Annotated in this window: 27 protein-coding genes and 1 tRNA gene; 18 read left to right on the forward strand and 10 right to left on the reverse strand. The window is 33.9% G+C overall.

The annotated features are described in order from the left end of the window. Positions 1-61 precede the first annotated feature (61 nt). Both ACW9XH_RS04990 and ACW9XH_RS04995 read left to right on the forward strand, forming a co-directional pair. The gene (locus tag ACW9XH_RS04990; protein ID WP_457759546.1) at positions 62-253 is read left to right on the forward strand and encodes a hypothetical protein; all 192 of its coding nucleotides are present in this window, start codon (positions 62-64) and stop codon (positions 251-253) included. Positions 254-364: 111 nt separating this feature from the next. After that, entirely contained in the window at positions 365-1309 is a 945-nt protein-coding gene (locus ACW9XH_RS04995; RefSeq protein WP_457759547.1) for a trans-sialidase, read from the forward strand. A gap of 29 nt (positions 1310-1338) precedes the next feature. Here ACW9XH_RS04995 and bcp read toward each other — a convergent pair whose 3' ends face one another. Beyond that, on the reverse strand, positions 1339-1803 hold the full coding sequence (gene bcp, locus ACW9XH_RS05000) for a thioredoxin-dependent thiol peroxidase (RefSeq protein WP_457759548.1): 465 nt from the start codon (positions 1801-1803) through the stop codon (positions 1339-1341). A gap of 103 nt (positions 1804-1906) precedes the next feature. On the opposite strand from bcp, the gene ACW9XH_RS05005 reads away from it, so the two are divergent. From ACW9XH_RS05005 to ACW9XH_RS05020, 4 genes are all read left to right on the forward strand, one after another. Further along, complete coding sequence (locus ACW9XH_RS05005; protein WP_457759549.1) at positions 1907-2611, forward strand: MIP/aquaporin family protein; 705 nt, start codon at positions 1907-1909, stop codon at positions 2609-2611. Positions 2612-2650: 39 nt separating this feature from the next. Next, on the forward strand, positions 2651-3088 hold the full coding sequence (locus tag ACW9XH_RS05010) for a hypothetical protein (protein ID WP_457759550.1): 438 nt from the start codon (positions 2651-2653) through the stop codon (positions 3086-3088). Beyond that, entirely contained in the window at positions 3081-3902 is an 822-nt protein-coding gene (locus ACW9XH_RS05015) for a hypothetical protein (RefSeq protein WP_457759551.1), read from the forward strand. Before ACW9XH_RS05010 ends, ACW9XH_RS05015 begins: the two co-directional genes overlap by 8 nt. Before the next feature lie 38 nt (positions 3903-3940). Then, positions 3941-4015 (forward strand) — tRNA-Arg (locus ACW9XH_RS05020). Between the two features lie 19 nt (positions 4016-4034). Here ACW9XH_RS05020 and ACW9XH_RS05025 read toward each other — a convergent pair. After that, positions 4035-4430 (reverse strand): DUF6659 family protein, encoded by a 396-nt coding sequence (locus ACW9XH_RS05025; protein WP_457759552.1) that lies wholly within the window; start codon positions 4428-4430, stop codon positions 4035-4037. A gap of 76 nt (positions 4431-4506) precedes the next feature. On the opposite strand from ACW9XH_RS05025, the gene ACW9XH_RS05030 reads away from it, so the two are divergent. The 5 genes from ACW9XH_RS05030 (at position 4507) to ACW9XH_RS05050 (ending at position 7452) form a co-directional block, all read left to right on the forward strand. After that, entirely contained in the window at positions 4507-4869 is a 363-nt protein-coding gene (locus ACW9XH_RS05030; protein WP_457759553.1) for a DUF6659 family protein, read from the forward strand. Positions 4870-4921: 52 nt separating this feature from the next. Continuing rightward, positions 4922-5449, forward strand: coding sequence for a hypothetical protein (locus ACW9XH_RS05035; protein ID WP_457759554.1), 528 nt, complete (start codon positions 4922-4924; stop codon positions 5447-5449). 58 nt (positions 5450-5507) lie between these two features. After that, complete coding sequence (locus ACW9XH_RS05040; protein ID WP_457759555.1) at positions 5508-5873, forward strand: DUF5654 family protein; 366 nt, start codon at positions 5508-5510, stop codon at positions 5871-5873. Positions 5874-5909: 36 nt separating this feature from the next. After that, the gene (locus ACW9XH_RS05045) at positions 5910-6992 is read left to right on the forward strand and encodes a dienelactone hydrolase family protein (RefSeq protein WP_457759556.1); all 1083 of its coding nucleotides are present in this window, start codon (positions 5910-5912) and stop codon (positions 6990-6992) included. A gap of 61 nt (positions 6993-7053) precedes the next feature. Beyond that, positions 7054-7452 (forward strand): CBS domain-containing protein, encoded by a 399-nt coding sequence (locus tag ACW9XH_RS05050; protein WP_457759557.1) that lies wholly within the window; start codon positions 7054-7056, stop codon positions 7450-7452. On the opposite strand, the gene ACW9XH_RS05055 is transcribed toward ACW9XH_RS05050, so the two are convergent. Beyond that, positions 7453-7878: a hypothetical protein gene (locus tag ACW9XH_RS05055; protein ID WP_457759558.1), complete on the reverse strand. Its 426-nt coding sequence runs from the start codon at positions 7876-7878 to the stop codon at positions 7453-7455. 48 nt (positions 7879-7926) lie between these two features. On the opposite strand from ACW9XH_RS05055, the gene ACW9XH_RS05060 reads away from it, so the two are divergent. Continuing rightward, on the forward strand, positions 7927-8481 hold the full coding sequence (locus ACW9XH_RS05060; RefSeq protein WP_457759559.1) for a DNA-3-methyladenine glycosylase I: 555 nt from the start codon (positions 7927-7929) through the stop codon (positions 8479-8481). Positions 8482-8489: 8 nt separating this feature from the next. Here the strand turns inward: ACW9XH_RS05060 and ACW9XH_RS05065 are convergent, their stop codons facing one another. Further along, complete coding sequence (locus ACW9XH_RS05065; RefSeq protein WP_457759560.1) at positions 8490-8798, reverse strand: hypothetical protein; 309 nt, start codon at positions 8796-8798, stop codon at positions 8490-8492. 101 nt (positions 8799-8899) lie between these two features. On the opposite strand from ACW9XH_RS05065, the gene ACW9XH_RS05070 reads away from it, so the two are divergent. Genes ACW9XH_RS05070 through ACW9XH_RS05085 form a run of 4 tightly spaced genes read left to right on the forward strand, consistent with a single transcriptional unit; the run spans position 8900 to position 11837 of the window. Next, on the forward strand, positions 8900-10168 hold the full coding sequence (locus ACW9XH_RS05070; RefSeq protein ID WP_457759561.1) for an NRAMP family divalent metal transporter: 1269 nt from the start codon (positions 8900-8902) through the stop codon (positions 10166-10168). Positions 10169-10203: 35 nt separating this feature from the next. Next, a complete protein-coding gene (locus ACW9XH_RS05075) occupies positions 10204-10893 on the forward strand; it encodes a hypothetical protein (protein WP_457759562.1) in 690 nt (229 codons plus the stop codon). A 53-nt stretch (positions 10894-10946) separates the two neighbouring features. Then, the gene (locus ACW9XH_RS05080) at positions 10947-11462 is read left to right on the forward strand and encodes a ferritin (protein ID WP_457759563.1); all 516 of its coding nucleotides are present in this window, start codon (positions 10947-10949) and stop codon (positions 11460-11462) included. A gap of 42 nt (positions 11463-11504) precedes the next feature. Further along, on the forward strand, positions 11505-11837 hold the full coding sequence (locus ACW9XH_RS05085; protein WP_457759564.1) for a hypothetical protein: 333 nt from the start codon (positions 11505-11507) through the stop codon (positions 11835-11837). Between the two features lie 32 nt (positions 11838-11869). Here the strand turns inward: ACW9XH_RS05085 and ACW9XH_RS05090 are convergent, their stop codons facing one another. The 3 genes from ACW9XH_RS05090 to ACW9XH_RS05100 are packed head-to-tail and all read right to left on the reverse strand — an operon-like array spanning position 11870 to position 12554. After that, the gene (locus ACW9XH_RS05090; RefSeq protein WP_457759565.1) at positions 11870-12043 is read right to left on the reverse strand and encodes a hypothetical protein; all 174 of its coding nucleotides are present in this window, start codon (positions 12041-12043) and stop codon (positions 11870-11872) included. 31 nt (positions 12044-12074) lie between these two features. Further along, positions 12075-12377, reverse strand: coding sequence for a hypothetical protein (locus ACW9XH_RS05095; RefSeq protein ID WP_457759566.1), 303 nt, complete (start codon positions 12375-12377; stop codon positions 12075-12077). Positions 12378-12404: 27 nt separating this feature from the next. Continuing rightward, a complete protein-coding gene (locus ACW9XH_RS05100) occupies positions 12405-12554 on the reverse strand; it encodes a hypothetical protein (protein ID WP_457759567.1) in 150 nt (49 codons plus the stop codon). A 30-nt stretch (positions 12555-12584) separates the two neighbouring features. Here ACW9XH_RS05100 and ACW9XH_RS05105 point away from each other — a divergent pair, with 30 nt between their 5' ends. Together ACW9XH_RS05105 and ACW9XH_RS05110 are read left to right on the forward strand one after the other, a co-directional pair. After that, positions 12585-12737: a hypothetical protein gene (locus ACW9XH_RS05105; protein ID WP_457759568.1), complete on the forward strand. Its 153-nt coding sequence runs from the start codon at positions 12585-12587 to the stop codon at positions 12735-12737. 38 nt (positions 12738-12775) lie between these two features. Further along, positions 12776-13216 (forward strand): pyridoxamine 5'-phosphate oxidase family protein, encoded by a 441-nt coding sequence (locus ACW9XH_RS05110; RefSeq protein ID WP_457759569.1) that lies wholly within the window; start codon positions 12776-12778, stop codon positions 13214-13216. On the opposite strand, the gene ACW9XH_RS05115 is transcribed toward ACW9XH_RS05110, so the two are convergent. Genes ACW9XH_RS05115 through lysS form a run of 3 tightly spaced genes read right to left on the reverse strand, consistent with a single transcriptional unit; the run spans position 13211 to position 15820 of the window. After that, a complete protein-coding gene (locus ACW9XH_RS05115) occupies positions 13211-13990 on the reverse strand; it encodes a DNA repair protein (protein WP_457759570.1) in 780 nt (259 codons plus the stop codon). The genes ACW9XH_RS05110 and ACW9XH_RS05115 overlap by 6 nt on opposite strands. A 37-nt stretch (positions 13991-14027) precedes the next feature. Then, on the reverse strand, positions 14028-14228 hold the full coding sequence (locus ACW9XH_RS05120) for a hypothetical protein (RefSeq protein WP_457759571.1): 201 nt from the start codon (positions 14226-14228) through the stop codon (positions 14028-14030). A 2-nt stretch (positions 14229-14230) separates the two neighbouring features. Beyond that, a complete protein-coding gene (lysS, locus tag ACW9XH_RS05125) occupies positions 14231-15820 on the reverse strand; it encodes a lysine--tRNA ligase (RefSeq protein ID WP_457759572.1) in 1590 nt (529 codons plus the stop codon). Between the last annotated feature and the right edge of the window lie 5 nt (positions 15821-15825).

Raw genomic sequence — 15825 nt, forward strand, 5'->3', positions numbered from 1 at the left:
ACATCCATTATTTTATATTTTTAAAAGTAATATTCATCTCTGATCATATTCAATATTGTACGTGGCTCCAAAAATCAATTGTCCTAATTGTCATGAAAACGAATGGCTTGAAAATAATGAATTAAGCTATTTGCCCACTGTTGTGAAATTAGAAGACGGGACTTATGCTGCAGATGCTGCTAGTGGAATCCATGTAAGATTGTGGCGATGCAACAACTGTATGTTTGTAATGCAGTTTTGGGAACCTGATTAGTTGAAAAATAATACAATTTTTACAAAATATTGTTTATTTTTACCAATTAATTTGAACAAAAATTATGGATGATCAAAATGTAAATAAACAATGCTTCCTTGATTGTATGGAATGGCAACAAAAAGAAAAACAAGTACAAAATCGGATCTAGAATCCAAAATTGCTGAACTTGAGGCAAAATTAACAAAATTAACAATGCAACTTGAAGCCAAACCTTCTCCAAAACCCGCAGAGACTAAACCTGCTGAGGTAAAACCAGCTGAGAGACCTGCAGCAACTACCAAACCAAAAGGTGTTCTACCAAAAGGAATGGAAGCAAAACCAGCAGAGATTCCAAAACCAGCTGAGATTCCAAAACCAGCTGAGATTCCAAAACCAGCTGAGATTCCAAAACCAGCTGAGACTACATCACAACCTCCAGCAACTGTACAAGATGCACTAGAGAATGCATACATGACTGCTCCTATGACATCATTCCATGATTACAGAGCCAAAGTCACAGGTTATTCTCCAGCTCCTAACAGATACTTTGTTAGAAGAACTGCTCCTGTAGGAAAAGTTCCAACTCGAAATTGGAATGATCAAAAAGCAACATTGACTGGTTACACAGCACCATCAAACCAGTACTTTGCAACAAGAGCAAGAATTGCATATCATCCTGCTGATAAGACATTTGGAAGTTTTAGTGGAATCAACATGTCCGTTGAAGGCGTTGCTGCACAAGCACAACAAACCCCAACACCTGAACCACCAAAGCCTAAAAGAGGCACACTTCCAAAAGGTATGGGCCAATCACAACAAGCTCCACCGCAGTCAACAAATGTTAAAGATGATGGGAAGTCTAGAGAAGAAAAGCTTGCAGAGTATGAAGCAGAATACTTGCAAAGACTAGAACAACAAAGAATAGATGAAGAAAAAGCCTTTGATGAATTACTTGAAGCAGAATCTAAAGCTAGATCTACTGCAAGTAGAGGCACTTTGCCAAAAGGGTTTGAACCAAAACCAGAACCCGAAGCGCCAAAAACATCTAGAGGCACTTTGCCAAAAGGTTTCTAATCTATCTAAAATCTTTTCTTTACTTATTTTTATTTTAAATTTAGAAAGTCTTCTAGAACTTCTTTAGAATGCCCTGCAGGTTTTACTTTGGGGTATATTTTGAAAATTTTTCCTTTTTCGTTTACTAAAAATGTACTTCTCATCACTCCCATGTATTCACGTCCCATGAATTTCTTCTTACCCCAAACACCAAATGCATTTGAGATCTCTTTATCCACATCTGCCAATAATGGATATTTGATTCCCATTTTATCGCAGAATTTCTTGTGAGAGTCTACATCATCTGGACTGACTCCAATAATCTCGATTCCTTCTTTTTGGAATTTTTTATAATCTTTGGAAAACTCGTCAGCTTCTGTAGTGCATCCTGGAGTGAAATCCTTTGGGTAAAAGTAGATGACATGTTTTTTGCCTTTAAAATCACTTGATTTTACTTTGTTACCTTTTGCATCATTGACCTCGAATTTTGGAACAGTGTCGCCTTCAGAAACCATGTATTGTCAAATGGATTGATCTGTAATTAATTACTTTTTGAGATCAACAGATCCAAAATTAAGGTCGAATCTTTTATATGGATATACGCGAGGCAATAGCTTGATGGTTAATCCAAGAGCATATCTTGCAGAAGCAATTGCAACATATGGTTTAGTATTCTTTGGTCCACTTTCAGTAATTCTAGCAGTTTCTGCATTTGGCGAAGAGTTGACAACACAATCAGTATTGTTCATTTCTCTTGGACACGGTGGTGCCATTGCTTTGATGGTTTATGCATTCGGACATGTTTCTGGTGCACACATTAACCCAGCAGTCACAATTCCTATGATAATTACAAAAAAGATTGGCATTGTAGATGGAGTTGGATATATTATTTCACAATTAATCGGCGCAGTAGCAGCAGCTGCAACACTTGCAGCAATCTTACCTGAACTTGGCGCTAAAGTAAACTTTGGAACTCAAGGCGGTCCAAGTGATTTAATCAACAACAGTATTGGTTCTGGATTTGCAGTTGAGGCAATCTTGACATTCTTCTTAGTTACTGTGATCTTTATGGTTGCAGTTCATAAAAAAGCAACTCCTGGCATTCAAGGACTTGCAATAGGCGGTATGGTATTCCTTATTCACCTCGTTGCTGTGCCATTAACAGGTGCATCAGTAAACCCTGCAAGAACATTTGGCCCTGCTTTAATTTCTGGATTCTGGGAGTTCCATTGGTTATACTGGGCAGCACCAATCTTAGGCGGAATTATTGCAGGTTTGATAATGAATTATGTCTATACCAAACCCGCAGAAAAAGAAGCATAATACTAACATTTTTAAAAATTTGAACTTTTAATTTTACATATGATATCCTCTAATGATGTTTCTCAAATGTTTGATTCCGAATTCCAAAAACTACAAAACCTCATTGACATTGTAAATTCAAAAACTGATTTGAATGTCCATGAAATTGTGGAGACGTACTATCAAGTCATGAGTGTTTCATCTATGGCTACCATGCTCAAACAACAGGCTAATTCTGAACCTAGTCTTTTGTTGACAAAAGCCAATGATGCTGAAAAAACAATTTCTGAAAAATTTAATTCTGTCATTCATCCAAAAATTTTAGTAAAAATATCTTTATCAATTAAAGAAATGACAAAAAATTTACAATCTGGAAATTCAGGAGAAAAATCAAAAGAACAGATTCAATCTGATGCAAAATTGTTTGAAGAGTTACGTAAAACCATGAGTACAAAAGAATTTGTTGAACAATATGAGAAAGGACTTTCTCATGATTAGTGATATTGCAAAAAATTTAGCTGAATTAAAAAAAGAATTTGTTAAAGTCTATGATGGGGATAGCCAAATTCAAGAATTAATTCCAAAATCAAAATCAGATTTGTTTCCGATTGAAAAATCACATTTAGATTTGTTACATGAATTTGCAACAAAGAATCCTATCTATTACAATTCTTTTGAGAAAAAAATTGGTTTAGTTGACTGTGTTGTGTATGAGGGTGATATCAACAAATATTGGCTGAATAGCATCCAACAAGGTTCAAGCAAAGCTCCTTTCTCTCCTACTTGGATGATGTCTGGATATATTGGAGCCCTACTTGCAAAGGAATTGGGATACTCTGAAATACTTGATATTGGTTCAGGTGATGGACGAATTGCATATTGTGCAAAAATCCTTGATTTGGAATCCTACAGTATTGAAATTGATAATATGTTAGTTGATTTACAAAATCTTTTAACGTCAAAACTGAATTTTCATCCTTACTGTGCAGATGCTATTACTTTTGATTATTCATCTCTGAGTCTTTTACGACCTATGTTTTTCATTGGAGGGTTGGCACAAATGGGTGGTATTTTTCTTGCAACTGGTGTGATGGATAAAATCAATTCAATATCTAATCTAAGACAAAATTCTGGTTGGGTGTTTGCTGGAACTTTATCCCAAAAATATGCTCAAGATCCTAAAAATGAGGCCGGATGGGGTACTATGATTGAAAAAAACAATTTAAAATCCATTCGAAATATTTCATTACCTGCTGCTTGGACTATTCATGAATCTGATGATGTACAATACATTTTTGCAGAATCCATCTAATAGCAATCCAAATTAAGCGTGAATTTCCAAAACTTTTTGGACTCGTTGCATAGCTTGGATAGTGCGATTGCTTGCGGAGCAATAGGTCGTCGGTTCGAATCCGATCGGGTCCGTTAATCTTTAAAATTATTTTTAAAATCCTTGAAATTCAGACCATTGTTTTCCTAGTTTGTCGATTATTTTCCAACCTAGTCTATCTATGTTAACATGAGGTTCAGCAATTACTAGTATGATGTATCGTCCGATCGGAAAACTCATCATCACAACTTTTTCTCTTCTTGAAGAAGAGTACTTCACTCTACCCAAATTAGCATCAAAACCTTCTCTATTAGCTACACGATGAGCTAATTCTTGAAACATTTGTTTTCTCCTGGCATCATTCTCAAAAGGAACTATTCCTTTTTTCATATCGCCTACAATTAATTCTCCAGAACTATCAATTAAACCACAAAATCTTATCTCTGGTTCTAACAAAATATTCTCTATTCTATTTTTAAAATCTTCAATTGGAAATTCATTATTTGGCATGATTTGGATGGGTATCTCTCATGTTTAATGAACCTTTTCTATAAAACTCTAATAATTCATGATACATGATATATTATTGGATTATGAAAAATTCTGCTCCCAAATTTTAGATGTAGATCCTAAGATTAGATTTGCCACGGTATTTGATGAATGGTCTGTCAAAGTAGGAGGTGGCATGAGAGAAGGTGTTGAGAGCTTACTTTCTGAGCGTGCATCAAAAGAACTTGTCAATCTTGCAACATTTGATTGGAAATCTAGAAAAGATATGGCTAAAATGTTAGGGAAAACAAAATATACTTTAGCCGAATATGAAACGATTAAACGATTTTCCTTTTATCTTGGAGATGATTATTTACTTCTTGTAAGTGCTGAAAAAGAGTGTGACACCAATTTGGTAGTTGATCAAGTGATCAAACTATATTATGAAAACCAAGACTGATAATTTGAAAACCAACTTGAATCTTTTTATGAGTAAACAATGAATTAGTATTATGGAATTAAAATCAGAAAAATCGATTAAAGAGTACCTTGAAAAATTACCTGACGATACTATAATCAAATATTATCTTGATGTGGAATACAGTCCATTTCCAGTTTTAGTCATTGAAGAATACACTCGACGATTCAAACGAAAAACAAAAAACGAAATCATTAAAGATCTCAAATTACAATCTCGTCTTGCAAAAAAGAAAACTCTCGAATTGAGTTCAATGGCTAAAAAACATAAGCTAGTTGATGATGTTACTAGAGAAAAATCTGAAGAGATCATCAAACATGCAAAGAAGAGAGGATATGAAATTAGTGGACAAATCGCTTCAAAGGGAAGTATTTTAGGTTCTAAATTAAAAAAGAAAACATCTTCTACGATAAAATTTGGATTAAAATCTGGGAAGAACCTAAAACCTTCATCCAACAAAGATCTTGATTTATTGAAAAAACTTGGAGACTTGCAAAAAGCAGGAATCATCACCAAGAAAGAATTTGAAGAAAAAAAGAAAAAGATCCTTTCTAAAATTTAATTTTTTAATTTTTACCCTATGTTTTAATATGTGTTATATTGTATAATTTTTGAAAATAATGGCTGAAGAAGAGAAACCTGCATCATTAAAATTTGAAATTTTAGATAAAATTGCTGCACTTGTTGCAGCCGCATTTGGTTTAGTTGCTGCGTTAGCTTGGAACGATGCCATCAAAACTTTATTCAAAGAAATCTTTGGAACCACTGATCAACTGGGAGCGATGCTTGCATATGCTATTGTAGTAACCGTAATTGCAGTCATTTTGACTATCTTTGTTGCACGCGCTGCATCGAAAGCCAAATCCATCATTACTAAAACATACAAATGCAGTTTATGTGATTACAAAACTGAGTCTCAACCTGATTTTATGGAACATGTGACTAAAGATCACGCTGCTAGCGAAGATAAATTTCTCTCCAAATGAAATACCTTAAATTTTAAGAATTTTTCCTAAATGTTGTTGAATTCTTTTTTGGGTCTTTCTATGTTTTCGATTATCTTTGCATTCTTGATTTTTGTAAATATTTTTCCTGCTGATGCAACTCAAGCTGAAGGAAAATCGGGATGGGCAGTAATGTCCGACAAAGTTTGTGGGGACAAGTTATGTTCAGAAATAAACTCTACTTCTGAAAATTCTATTTTTTCATCCATTGTATATTTCCCTCCGCCTTTAATTCAAATCTCACAAGGTATTGATCCTTCAAACGTAACATGTACTGAAGGAAAAGCACTGATTCTAAAACAATCAAATGGATTGCCTGCATGTGTTAATCCTGCAAGTATTGAGAAATTAATTACAAGAGGCTGGGCAATTCATATTCTGCCTGATTATGTTGATAAAAATAACACTGAAATTTTTTCATTGGGAACTTATTTGACCACATCTGAAATGGTTGTCTATTTTGATAATACTTCGGGATACTTGGCAAGACCTGTTGATGATGGAAATTACCCTGGCGTTGTCATGATTCATGAATGGTGGGGACTAAATGCCAACATCAAGGAGATGGCAGATAAACTTGCATCTCATGGATATGTAGTACTTGCAGTTGATCTTTATGATGGAAAAGTTGCAACTACATCTGATCAAGCCAGACAACTAATTACATCATTTAATTCTGAATCTGGAATCCAAAATATGAATTCTGCAGTTTCCTTACTGAGTGATAATTATTCTACAAACACTATAGGTTCAATTGGATGGTGTTTTGGTGGCGGTCAATCATTGAATCTTGCACTTGACAATGATGAAATGGATGCCACTGTAATTTACTATGGTTCGCTGGTAACTGATACTGAAGATCTCTCTTCTATTGATTGGCCTGTTCTTGGAATATTTGCTGGATTGGATAAAGGAATTCCAGTTGCCACTGTCAATGAGTTTGAATCTGCATTAAATGAAGTGGGGGTGGAGAATCAAATTTACATCTATGATGGCGTTGATCATGCTTTTGCTAATCCTTCTGGGGAGAGGTATGCTCCTGATGAATCTAAATATGCCTGGGATCTCACTCTCTCCTTTTTAGAATCGAATCTAAGATGATTTTAAACAAAAAGTTACTCGTATATGAAGATCTTAAATATTATGATTCCTTGAAAAAGTAATGAGTCGTGAAGATTTCAATTATTCTTCTATTCTGATTCAAGACATAATGACTCGAGCCTTGATTACTGTGAATCTTTCTACCACTGCATTTCAGGTAGCAAAAATGATGGAACAAGGTGGAATTGGAGCGATAATGGTTCAGGATGATTCTAATCCTGTAGGTATTGTTACAGATAGGGATTTTGCAACAAAAATTGCAGCAAACAATCTACCTCTTGATACTCCTGTAGAAAAAATAATGTCTTCTCCTTTGATTACAATTAATCACAATGAGTCAATTTCATCTGCTGCTGAAAGAATGACTAGTAAAAAAATTAGAAAGCTTGCAGTTACTGAAAATGGCAAGATAGTTGGAATAGTTACTTCTACTGATCTAGTTACTCAATTAACTAAATAACTAGAAAGTTTTTGTCTTTCTGAGAAAAACTGTAACTGATGCCATGTAACATGCAGTTGCAATTATTTCTGAAATCAGTGATGCCAAATATGGCTCGATCCCACATTCAAGAAAATAATACAATGTGGGCCATCTTATTCCTAGATAGATGATTTCACCTACTCCAAATGATGAAATCAAAGCAAGTAATTCTTTTTTGATTAAATTTGACTTCATGGCCTTGTATCTGTCTTTATTGTCCCAGTAAAACAATGCAGAAAAAATTCCAAAATAAATAATGTATCCGATAATTATTGTAATTGTTGTGTTGAGATAATTTTCTTGATCTCCGAGTATCTGTGCAGCCACTGCAGATAGCGATGCTGAGATTACAAAACAAATGAGAAAGTTTCTATTGATTTGCAATAATTGAGGATTTAATTTCATGCTGTGTCTTTTGTAACTGTTATTTTGAATCATTTCATAAATTAAACTATGAAAAAGCGATGTGAGTGGGCAAAAGATGAACCTAATACTACCTATCATGATGATGAATGGGGAACCCCTCAACATGATGATCAAAAATTATTTGAATTTCTGATATTGGAAGGGGCACAGGCTGGCTTGTCATGGACTACAATTCTTAACCGAAGAGAAGGCTACAGGAAGGCATTTTCTAACTTTGATGCTAAAAAAGTCTCAAAATACACTCAAAAACGTGTGGAAAAACTACTCATAGACGAATCTATAATTCGCAATAGACTCAAAGTTAATTCTGCCATAAATAATGCAAAACTCTTCTTAAGAATTCAAAATGAATTTGGTTCTTTTGATAAATATTTGTGGGCATTTGTAAATCATAAACCCATTAAAAATAAATTCACAAGACACTCTGAATTACCTTCAACTAGTGAGATTTCTGAAAAATTAAGCAAAGATCTCAAAAAACGAGGTTTTAATTTTGTAGGGCCTACAATTTGCTATGCTTTGATGCAGGCAATAGGGATGGTAAATGATCACACTTCCGAATGCTATCTATATCAAAAATGAACAAATTATCATTGATTTGCTTCAAATTTTTTGAGTGTATCACTGTATAGGTTCATTGGAACTATTTTGACTGTACTCAAAGATGAAATTCCTACATCTATGCATAATTTTTCAATGTCATGTGCATGGACTGCATCAATTACTATTATCCACTCATGTTCTAAGACTGACATGTAAAATTCTACAATTTTATTGATTTGATATTTCTTCATTTCACGGTCCATATTTTCTCTTAGTTTCATGAATATTTTTTTACTACTCTCATTGTTTATTGGACATGATTCTGGACTGTGTACTGCAAAGACACCAAATAGCATACTGACTACTAAAATGAAATTACTATTAAACTTAATCTTGAATTGATATTTTGTATTAATTTTAGATTATATTCTACAATTTTTAATTGTGTGTGATACATGTGATCTCGAAATTTTCACGATTTTTAAAGACTGCTGGTCCTGGAGTCTTGTTTGCATGCACTGCGATTGGTGTTTCTCACCTAGTACAGTCTACTAGGGCAGGAGCTGATTTTGGTTTGATGATTTTGGGCTTTGTTATTTTGGTCACCTTGTTGAAATATCCCTTCTTTGAGTATGGCTCTCGATATGCAAATTCTACTCAAACTAGTATCATAGATGGCTACAAGAAACTTGGCAAACCTGCACTGTGGTTGTACTTTTTACTTACGATTTCATCGATGTTTTTTGTAACAGGAGCAGTTGGATTTGTAACTGCTGGATTTTTTGAAAATCTTTTCGGTGTTGATTTTCTTGGAGAATGGACCGTGGTGATATTATTTGTAATCTGTGTTTTAATTTTGGCTGTTGGTAAATACAATGTGTTAGATAGTATGATTAAGATAATTGCAATTGTCTTACTAGTTTCTACTACCTCTGCATTTTTGTTTGCAATGTATAATGGGCCTGTTGAACCCGTACAGGGGTTTCAACCTAAAGAACTATGGGAAATTTCTGGAATTTTTTTCTTACTTGCATTGATGGGATGGATGCCAACAGCTGTGGATCTTTCCAGCTGGAATAGCTTATGGACTTTGGAGAGAATGAAACAAACAAACTACAAACCAACACTCCGAGAGACCCTTTTTGAATTTCGTTTGGCTTATTTTGTAACTGGTGTGCTTGCAATAATGTTTGTTGCATTGGGGACATTCATCTTTTATGGTTCTGGAGAGGAACTTCCTAACAACAATTCTCTTTTTGCACACAAAGTTGTAACCCTATACACTGAAACAATTGGGGATTGGAGTTATATCATAATTGCAGCATCTGCGTTCACTGTAATGTTTGGAACCATTCTTGCAGTTTTTGATGGATATTCTAGATCATTGCAAAGAACAGTAGAGTTAATTTTTACTAAAGAGGATAAAGTACGCACAAAATTTAGAACATTTTACGTTCTTTTTTTAATTATTCTATCTGTTGGTTCATTTGTAATTATTTCACAATTTCAAGATAATTTGAAAGATTTGGTGGATTTTGCAACTGTCTTGTCATTTATCATCGCACCTATAATTGCAATTTTTAATTTTAGATTAGTTACAGGAAAACATCTTGAGAAAGAGCATCAACCCTCTATTTTATTGAAAATTGTTAGTTTTGCAGGTATTATTTTCTTAAGTGGGTTTGCAACTGTCTTCATTGTTCTAAAATTTAACCCTCTTAATTGAAAATCATTTAAATTCATAATGCACTAATTCTTTTTATGAAATCTTTAATCATGTCCTTACTTGCAGTTTCTATTGTTTTTGTAGCTGGCCTGTCATTAACTGTGTCTGCAACTGATCCGAATATTCCTGAATGGATTAAAAACAATGCAAAGTGGTGGTCTGAAGGTTTAATCAACGAAACAGAGTATCTTCAATCATTAGAGTATTTGATTAATAATGGAATGATTAACGTACCAATTCCAATTACTGATGTTACTGCTGCACAAACTAAGTACTCTGATGAAGAACGTGCACAATCATTTAGAGTAATGATTTCTAATATCATTCAACCATTGCCTGTTCACTTTTTTGAAAAGTTTGCATTTGCCAATGTGGACTTTGCTGATCCAAATGATCCGCGTGGAAGAATTTATGACTTTCGTGAAACTAATCCACAATTCTATTTAGAATCAGTCCCTAGTGTTGACAAGGCCCCTTTCTATGATTTTGTATCTGATTGGATGGATAGGGGTGATTTGCTAAATGAATTTGATTTGGCTGTTGACGTTCTTGATGGAACTGGTGCTGTAATTCAAACTTGGGATTTTCAGAAATGTGAGATAACTGGTTATGGAACATATCTTCACGATACCACATTCGTCTATTCATATTCTGGTCTACCTGATAGTGAAATCCGTGATAGGGCCAATTTTTCATGCGTAGGAGTTTCTCTTAAAACTCCATAATCTAGAATTTTAGCAAGTTTTTTAATGTAAACAATTGACATGGTATTATCCTCATGAAACTTTCCCCTAAAATGAAAAAAGCCCTAAACGATCAAGTCGCACTTGAAGCCTCTGCATCAAATAGTTACTTGGCAATGGCATCCTGGTGTGAAGTAACAGGATATCAGGGAGCTGCAAATTACTTTTACGCCCAGTCTGATGAGGAGAGAACTCATATGCTAAAAATTGTACATTATCTTAATTCACTTGGTACCATTGCAACAATTCCTGCAACAAAAGCTTCGTCTGATTCTTACAAATCTCTTGAAGTGCTAATTACAACTGCCTTGAAAAATGAACAAGCAGTAACTAGAGCAATTCATAACATGGTGGAGATTGCACAAAAAGAAAAAGATCATTCAACATATGTTTTCCTAGAATGGTTTGTAAATGAACAAGTACAAGAAGAAACAAAGTTTGAAACAATTTTACAAAAGTTTGATCTTCTTGGTAGAGACAAACTAGGAATAAATGAGATTGACAAATTCCTCGCTACTGAAGCCAATGCCCCACCTGATCCTGCAGTATAGATTTTCTAAAATAATTAATACCCCGTCATTTTCAAACATTTCATGACAGTTACTGTAACTAGAAAACCGGGTGGTATCACTCAACTCTTCAATACTGAAACTGGTAGAGTTACCTACAAGTGCAAGGCAGAATCTGCATTCATGCTAATTGAGGCATTTGGAGGAATTGTAAAATTCAATCAAAAAGGGGCAATTGCAACTGTAACTGGACATATTACTGAACTTGAATCCTGTGATGTAATTAAGAAAGGACATTCAGAATACAAAGAAGCATTAATTGCTATTGTCACATCACATGAAGAATTTGCACAAAGTATTTCTGATTCATATCAAAAAGAAATCCGTGAACTTGAAAATAAATTATCTTCTCTTTAATTTTAATAAATAAAAAATTCTGCAAAACTACTTTAACCGTAAATCATACAGTGTTCGCATTCACAAACTTCCTGTTCTTTTGATTTCTTTAGGCATTTTTTATGCTGACCTGCTTGACATTGCACACAAATCTCTTCAAGGTTTTCAACACTTGTGTATTTTTTAGACTGATCAAATCCAAATCCTCCATCTTGTGGTCCTACCATACATTTACTAAATTGAGGCTCTATTTCTACTTCACTGATTGATTGCTGATTCTATTGTCTCTTGCAAGTATTTCTTGTTGGTTTCAATTATTCCCCTTATTTCAAAAGTATCTACATATCCTCCAACTGACGCTCTAGTTGCTTTGAGCAAATAATGTAGTGCACCTTCTTCAATTTTCCCCACATAGTATCCGTAGAGAAAATCTGCTTCATCTTTACACTTCCAAATTTGTTTGATTGCAGGAAATGTTTGTTTGATTTCAGAGGGTATTTCTTGAATTCTTCTTTGAATGTATTGATCTAGTGATTTTCTAATTGTTGAATCTTGCAGCAATTCAATATTTTATTGGGAGCTTACATTTTAGTCCTTTTTCTTTTCGTCTTTTTTATTGTCCTCTGGATTGTCCCACATGTGCATTGTGCCTCTAACCATGAAAGAACCTACAATTATTGCGATTAATCCTGTAAATATGAATAAAAAGAATTTTCCAATATCTTTGATGCTTGCCACGTTGTATTCAGTTAATCTGTCTAGTTATAATTGTCTAAAATTTATCAATTAGATTCAATAATGAGTCTGAAAAATTCTTCTCAAATGTCTAAAATTAAACAGATTGCAGCCTGGATTGCAATTATTGGTGGTGGTATTGCATTCTTCTTCTTCTCAATAGAGATGGCTGAATTCATGCGATAGTGTGAAAACTAAATACATTCAATTTTAAAATATTATTTGTGATAACTGAGGAAATTAAGAATTTTCTAAATTTACAAAAATTAGGATATGTTGCAACTGTTTCATCAGATGGAAAACCCAACATTTCTCCAAAAGGAACTATAATTGGATGGTCTCCTAGGGTACTATCTTTTGCAGATATTCGTTCACCTGACACTATGAAGAATCTGAATATCAATCCTAATGTGGAAATTAATGTAATTGACCCTCTTCTTCGTAAAGGATATCTGTTCCAAGGTAAGGCAAGAATTCTTGAAGAAGGATCTTTGTATCAAGAAATATTGAATCATTATAGGCAAAATGGAATTAAAAGTCCGATAAATTCAATCGTGCTAGTTGATGTGTCTCATATCGCTGAGGTGATTTCTCCTTTGTATGATCTTGGAATTTCTGAAGAAGAAATAAAATCCAAATGGCAAAAGCATTTTGCTATTCTATGATTTATCAAGTGATTGCGTAGTTTGTTTTATTTTTTCTAAATCTTTTTTTGTATTCTCATGTTCTTCTCTTTCTTTTTCTAATAATGATTGAACTGTTTCCAATTCCTTTAGTGTTGTATTTAATTTTGATTTTAGTGAACCTACAACTGCACTTGCCGCCTCTATAATTCCTGCTGAACTTTTTTGATTCTCGTTATTTATTCCGATAAATTCTTTTTCAGAATGGGTGAGAATACTTGTATCTTCAAAAGTATCTTTTTTATCTAATTCTGATTTTGCATTGTATAATCTAGAGTTTGCCTCCTCTAATTCTTTTTCAACTTCCACTTGTTGTTTTTTAATATTATGTAGTACTGATTGTTCTTGCTCAATTTGTTCTTTAATTTCATCATGTTTTTTTGTAAATTCATCTAATTCTTCTTTTATTTTTGAATGATCTCCTTTTGTCTTGTTAAATTCCTCTACTGATTTTGAATCTTTAATTAATTCTGCTTTTTTGGCTTTTTCTCTTGTTTCTCTGTATTCTCGCTGAATTATGTCCAGTTCCATCTTTTTCTGATTAAGTTCTTTTTTCACTAGCATCAAGCTGCCCACTGTTGAACTGTATTCTTCTTTGACGGTGTTAATTCTTTGATTGATTTCATCTATCTCTGTTTGTTTTTCTCTGAATTCCGTTTGTAATTTTTCAACTTCTGCTTCAAGTTCTGTTTTTAGGGTTACCTCTGCGCTGTTATCTGGTATGTCTTCTGCTTTCTTTTTACCAAAAAATCCCATATCTCTTAGTCTAATTTATCCAAAAGATGAACCTTTCTTATTTTTGTTTGATTTTCCATCTGAAGAATTTCAGATAAAACCCAATTCCTCCAATAATTAGTCCTCCTGCCCATGCAATTACACTCATACTTTTTGGAACAATTGCTTCTTGTGGTCCTATGATGAGTAACAATGCTCCTAGGATGATTAATGCAAATCCTCCACTGTTTTTTGATTTGTTGTGTTCTCCGTGAACCATGATTAAACATACTCTGAAAGTGTTTTTGCAACTTGCTTTCGCCCAATGTCTGAAATGAATGGTCCAATTTTAGGGCCTCTGGAAGTTCCTAATATGATCTGATATAATATTTTAAAGAAATCTTTTGGTTGAACATCATTTGATTTTGCAATTTGATATATTGTATTTTGAATATCGTCTAGTTCTTCATCTCCACCCAATGCTTCTACAAGTAATTTCAAGGCCTTTTTTTCAGTATCATCTAAATCAATTTGAGTTTTTTCTTGCTCATCAAATTCGTTTGAATAGTTTCCTGCCAGTTCTATGAGTTTCTCTATTTCTGGTTCTGGATTTTTAATTACTCCATAATCTAATAATTTTTTCATTACTCGCTCGCTTCTGTTTTCTTTGAATATTTTTGCTAATTCAACCAACAATCTATAGTTAACATGTGTGCTTGATTGTTTTGGAGGGTTTAGGAGATTTACATATTCATACAACCCTTTAGATTTTGTTAATTTTGCTTGATTGTCCACTTTAATTCGTCCAAAGTAGATATCTTCTAATTCATTGTATTCACTCATCAATCCTGGAATGTCATCAAACCCTAATTCTCTTGCACCAGTAATTCTTTTGTAAAGTAATAGTAAGATTGATTTTGGAGTGCCAAACTCTAGCCATTTTTGTGCAGTGATCACATTTCCTAGTGATTTTGAAATCTTTTTTCCTCCCTTGTCTAGAAACATTTCATACTTTACATGGTGCGGGTGTGGAAATTCTAAAATTTCATCTGCAACCCAGTCATTTACTTTTACTGAGTCCATGATGTCTTTGCCATATGCCTCAAATCTAATATCAAATGCTTTCCATCTTGCTGCAAATTCTACTTTCCAGGCTAATTTCCCAAGATCTTTGCCAATATCTGCCTCCCCTATGTGACCGCATCCTTTGACTTTTTTTGAACCAATTTCTGTATCATGGCAAGTGTATTTCACTTTCTTCTCATCTGCAATGTATTCAGTTGCTTCTGCTGTGTAGAGGCGATTACAATTTGCACAAACTGGAAAATATGGCAGGTATTTTTGATATTTTTCCTGTCCTACAAGTTCAGAAATTTTATCTCCAATTTTTGCACTGTTTTGTAAGATTGTATGGATTTGTTCTTTTAGCAATCCTTGTTTGTAAGTGTCAACTGCTCTTCTAAATTCATATTTTACTCCTACTTTGTCTAATCCTTCTAATAGGATACTGCTCATATGCATTCCGTAAGAGTCATGACATCCGTAAGGATCTGGAATTAATGATACTGGTTTTGCAATGTGTTCTTCTAATCCAAACTCTTGCATCCCTTCTGGAATTTTTCTCAATCCATCAAGATCATCTGAATATGCAATCAATTCTGATTTATGTCCTAAGTTTTCTAATGCGAGTTTAACACCATATGCTCTTACTGCATCCCCTAAACTCCCAATGTGTGGAATTCCAGATGCTCCTAACCCACTCTCAACTCTGAGCAGATCTGTATTCCTTCCCAATGATTTTTCTCGTTCAAGTAATTCTGAAGCTAATTTATCAATCCAAGTTCCTTTTCCGATAGTTTCTAGTTCTGTCATTTCTT

It is taken from the genome of Candidatus Nitrosopumilus sp. bin_32a (genome assembly GCF_054095935.1).

Coding starts and splice junctions, on each gene's coding strand:
- ACW9XH_RS04995 (WP_457759547.1), top strand. CDS start 365: ATGGCAACAAAAAGAAAAACAAGTACAAAATCGGATCTAGAATCCAAA.
- ACW9XH_RS05055 (WP_457759558.1), bottom strand. CDS start 7,878: ATGAAATTAAATCCTCAATTATTGCAAATCAATAGAAACTTTCTCATT.
- ACW9XH_RS05065 (WP_457759560.1), bottom strand. CDS start 8,798: ATGCTATTTGGTGTCTTTGCAGTACACAGTCCAGAATCATGTCCAATA.
- ACW9XH_RS05115 (WP_457759570.1), bottom strand. CDS start 13,990: ATGGGATTTTTTGGTAAAAAGAAAGCAGAAGACATACCAGATAACAGC.
- ACW9XH_RS05050 (WP_457759557.1), top strand. CDS start 7,054: ATGAGTCGTGAAGATTTCAATTATTCTTCTATTCTGATTCAAGACATA.
- ACW9XH_RS05075 (WP_457759562.1), top strand. CDS start 10,204: ATGAAATCTTTAATCATGTCCTTACTTGCAGTTTCTATTGTTTTTGTA.
- bcp (WP_457759548.1), bottom strand. CDS start 1,803: ATGGTTTCTGAAGGCGACACTGTTCCAAAATTCGAGGTCAATGATGCA.
- ACW9XH_RS05085 (WP_457759564.1), top strand. CDS start 11,505: ATGACAGTTACTGTAACTAGAAAACCGGGTGGTATCACTCAACTCTTC.
- ACW9XH_RS05060 (WP_457759559.1), top strand. CDS start 7,927: ATGAAAAAGCGATGTGAGTGGGCAAAAGATGAACCTAATACTACCTAT.
- lysS (WP_457759572.1), bottom strand. CDS start 15,820: ATGACAGAACTAGAAACTATCGGAAAAGGAACTTGGATTGATAAATTA.
- ACW9XH_RS05090 (WP_457759565.1), bottom strand. CDS start 12,043: ATGGTAGGACCACAAGATGGAGGATTTGGATTTGATCAGTCTAAAAAA.
- ACW9XH_RS05025 (WP_457759552.1), bottom strand. CDS start 4,430: ATGCCAAATAATGAATTTCCAATTGAAGATTTTAAAAATAGAATAGAG.
- ACW9XH_RS05005 (WP_457759549.1), top strand. CDS start 1,907: ATGGTTAATCCAAGAGCATATCTTGCAGAAGCAATTGCAACATATGGT.
- ACW9XH_RS05015 (WP_457759551.1), top strand. CDS start 3,081: ATGATTAGTGATATTGCAAAAAATTTAGCTGAATTAAAAAAAGAATTT.
- ACW9XH_RS05120 (WP_457759571.1), bottom strand. CDS start 14,228: ATGGTTCACGGAGAACACAACAAATCAAAAAACAGTGGAGGATTTGCA.
- ACW9XH_RS05010 (WP_457759550.1), top strand. CDS start 2,651: ATGATATCCTCTAATGATGTTTCTCAAATGTTTGATTCCGAATTCCAA.
- ACW9XH_RS05040 (WP_457759555.1), top strand. CDS start 5,508: ATGGCTGAAGAAGAGAAACCTGCATCATTAAAATTTGAAATTTTAGAT.
- ACW9XH_RS05080 (WP_457759563.1), top strand. CDS start 10,947: ATGAAACTTTCCCCTAAAATGAAAAAAGCCCTAAACGATCAAGTCGCA.
- ACW9XH_RS05035 (WP_457759554.1), top strand. CDS start 4,922: ATGGAATTAAAATCAGAAAAATCGATTAAAGAGTACCTTGAAAAATTA.